We start from the raw sequence: 2,877 nt of genomic DNA on the forward strand, positions 1-2,877 counted from the left end.
GGCGCGTCTTAGTTCGCGTTCGTGGTCGTCGTCTCGGTCGTCGTCGTCGTCACTTCGTTGGTGACGGCGACGTCGTTGGCGAGCAGCGCGTCATTGCCGAGCGTGCCGTCGACGGCGGTCATGTTGTCGGTCACGGTGCCGTCCATGGTGGCATCGGTCGCGTTGATGTCGGTGACGACGGTGTTGGTGGTGGTGGTCTCGGTGTTGCCGCCGCACGCCGAAACGAGCAGCGCCGCGCCGGCGATCATCGAGCCGGTAACGGCCTTGGAGAGAATTGCACGCATCTGGAAGCTCCCTAGAATAAGGCGACCCGGGCCTGGCTGGATGCCTTAAATACCCAAATCGAACTGGACATTAACGGGTTCGGGGCGCGTTCTCAAGACGGTTTGTGGCATCGCCCCCCAGCGCCGCCAGGAATCCCGGAAAACCGGATGCCAGTGCGTCGTCAAAGCGTTGCAGGGTGGAATCGACGCCGATCGCGGCCGCGCTGGTGACGCCCAGGTCGGCGATCCCGCACGGCACGATGCCCCCGAAATGGGACAGGTCGGGCGACAGGTTGACCGAAAAGCCGTGCAGCGTGACCCAGCGTTTCACCCGCACCCCGATCGCGCCGATCTTGGCCTCCGCGCCGCCGTCGCGCGTCCAGATGCCGACCTTGCCGGGGATGCGGTAGCTGGCGATGCCGATCCGCGCGAGCGCGTCGATCACCCACCCCTCGAGCGCGTGGACGAAGCAGCGCACGTCGCGCCCGCGCCGCGCCAGGTCGAGCACCAGATAGCCGACGCGCTGTCCCGGCCCGTGATAGGTATAGCGCCCGCCGCGCCCGGTCGCGTGCACCGGAAAGCGCGGATCGATCAGGTCGACCGGATCGGCGCTGGTGCCCGCGGTATAGAGCGCGGGGTGCTCGACCAGCCATATCAGTTCGGGCGCGGTGCCGGCCCGCACCGCCGCCGCGCGCGCCTCCATCGCCGCCACCGCCGCCCCATATTCGAGCGGCGCGGCCGCCACGCGCCATTCCACGCCTTCGCGCCATTCGGTCATGGATCCGCACATGTGTCGCGCGGTCGCGATTGGCAAGGTGGCGGGGCTCCGCTAGGGTTGGATCCACGGACGTGGATGCGGGAGCGGGCTGGTTCCGCCTTGAAATTCGCCCTTCCGCGAATTTTGGAACGGACGCCGACAGGCGTCAAAGGAGCGCGCGACGCATGGTCAAGATGGGTAGCGTGTGGGATCGGACGGTCGAGTTCCTCGGCGACAATCTGGCCCGGATCGTGCCAATCGCCCTGCTGACGATCCTGGTCCCGACCTCGATCTCGGGCAGCCTGTCGCCGCTGTGGAGCAATGCCAGCCCGTCCGTCCAGGCGGGGCTGGCGCTGCTGTCGCTGGGATTCGCCGTCATCGGCGTGTGGGGTCAGCTCGCCATTTCGGCGCTGGCGATCGATCCCGCGATCGGTCGCGACGCCGGCCGGGTCGCGACCGCGCGGCTGTTGCCGGCGATCGGCGTCTATGTGCTGCTGTTCGTCGTGCTGGGGCTGCTGATGGTGCCGACCGGGGTGATCCTGCTCGCCGGGGGCGTCGATCTCGCCCGGCTGGGTGCCGCGGGGACCATGCCCGCCGATCTGCCCGCCGGGGCGATGGCGGCGGCGGCGCTCTACGTCCTGCTGCTGGTGATCGCGCTGCTGTTCGTCGGTGCGCGACTGGCGCCGCTGACCCCGGTGATCGTCGCGGAGCGGCGCGGGGTCGGCGCGATCGCCCGCGCCCTTTCCCTCAGCCGCGGGCTGACCTGGGCGCTGTTCGGGGTGATCCTGCTCTACGGCGTGGTCGCCAATGTCGCCGCGTTGGCCGCGCGCACCGTGTTCGGATCGATCCTCGGCCTGCTCAGCCATGGCGAGGGGCCGGTGACGGTTGCGACGGTGATCACCGCGATCGCCGCATCGGCGGTGCAGACCGGGTTCATGGTGCTGGCGACCGCCTTCGTCGCCAGGCTCTACGTCGCGATCCTGCGCGCACAGGGTGCGGCGGCCGCCACGCCGCTGGGCGCCGACCCGGCATGAGGCTCGATAGCGCGGCGCTGTTGCGCGATGGCTGGGCATTGTGGCGGCGCGATCGCGCGCTGCTGTTGCCGCTGGTCGGGCTGGCGATCTTCCTGCCGCGCCTCGCGCTGCAATTGCTCGTCCCGCAATGGCCGATGCCCGAGAAGGGCGCGACCGGCGAGGAGGCGATGCGCGCGTGGAGCGACGCGTTCGCCGGCTGGGTCGGCAGCTATGGCGGCTGGTACGTGGCGGCGCTGCTGATCGGGCTGTGGGGGGTGCTGGCGGTGGTCACGCTCTACCTCGACCGCAATCGCCCGACGGTGGTTGGCGCCGCCGGCCGCGCGCTGGCGCTGCTGCCGCGCTACATCCTGGTCACCGTGCTGATCGGCTTGCCGACCGGCGGGTTGCTCAGCCTGGCGCTGGCGATGCCGCTGCTGATGATCGCGGTGCTGGCGCCGTTGTTCTACGTCTATGCGCGTACCACGCTGGCGGCGGCGGTGCTGGCGGGGGAGGCGCCGATCGGCGCGGTCGCGGCGATTGCGCGCAGCTGGCGGCTGACGCGCGGCCATGGCTGGACGCTGGCATGGCTGCTCGCCGGGCTGATGCTGTCGGCGGCGGTGATCGGGGGCGCAGTGCTGGCGATCGGTGGTTTGGGCGGCGGGTCGGGCGATCAGGTGCACCCCGTGCTGGTCGGGCTCACCGCCGCCGTGGCGGTCGCGATCGAGAGCGCGGCGACACTGGCGACCGCGCTGGTCGGCGTCGCCGCCTATCGCCGGCTGGCGAGCAGCGGCACCTGAGGCGCGTCGTCGACCGATAGCACGCCGATCGCGCGCGGATCGGGAAA

General features: G+C 70.6%; 4 protein-coding genes. 2 read left to right on the forward strand and 2 right to left on the reverse strand.

Annotation, left to right across the window (positions count from 1 at the left end; genetic code table 11):
• Positions 1-8 precede the first annotated feature (8 nt).
• Both VNR91_RS13020 and lipB read right to left on the reverse strand, forming a co-directional pair.
• Complete coding sequence (locus VNR91_RS13020) at positions 9-284, reverse strand: hypothetical protein (RefSeq protein ID WP_325491199.1); 276 nt, start codon at positions 282-284, stop codon at positions 9-11.
• A 70-nt stretch (positions 285-354) separates the two neighbouring features.
• On the reverse strand, positions 355-1,041 hold the full coding sequence (lipB, locus tag VNR91_RS13025; protein WP_325491200.1) for a lipoyl(octanoyl) transferase LipB: 687 nt from the start codon (positions 1,039-1,041) through the stop codon (positions 355-357).
• A gap of 164 nt (positions 1,042-1,205) precedes the next feature.
• On the opposite strand from lipB, the gene VNR91_RS13030 reads away from it, so the two are divergent.
• Both VNR91_RS13030 and VNR91_RS13035 read left to right on the forward strand, forming a co-directional pair.
• Positions 1,206-2,054 carry a hypothetical protein gene (locus VNR91_RS13030; RefSeq protein ID WP_325491201.1) on the forward strand — a complete coding sequence of 283 codons (849 nt, stop codon included), beginning with the start codon at positions 1,206-1,208 and terminating at the stop codon, positions 2,052-2,054.
• Positions 2,051-2,830 (forward strand): hypothetical protein, encoded by a 780-nt coding sequence (locus tag VNR91_RS13035; protein ID WP_325491202.1) that lies wholly within the window; start codon positions 2,051-2,053, stop codon positions 2,828-2,830. The genes VNR91_RS13030 and VNR91_RS13035 overlap by 4 nt, the downstream gene beginning before the upstream one ends.
• Positions 2,831-2,877 lie beyond the last annotated feature (47 nt).

It is taken from the genome of Sphingomonas sp. (genome assembly GCF_035555815.1).
In the GTDB taxonomy this organism is placed as follows: Bacteria; Pseudomonadota; Alphaproteobacteria; order Sphingomonadales; family Sphingomonadaceae; genus Sphingomonas.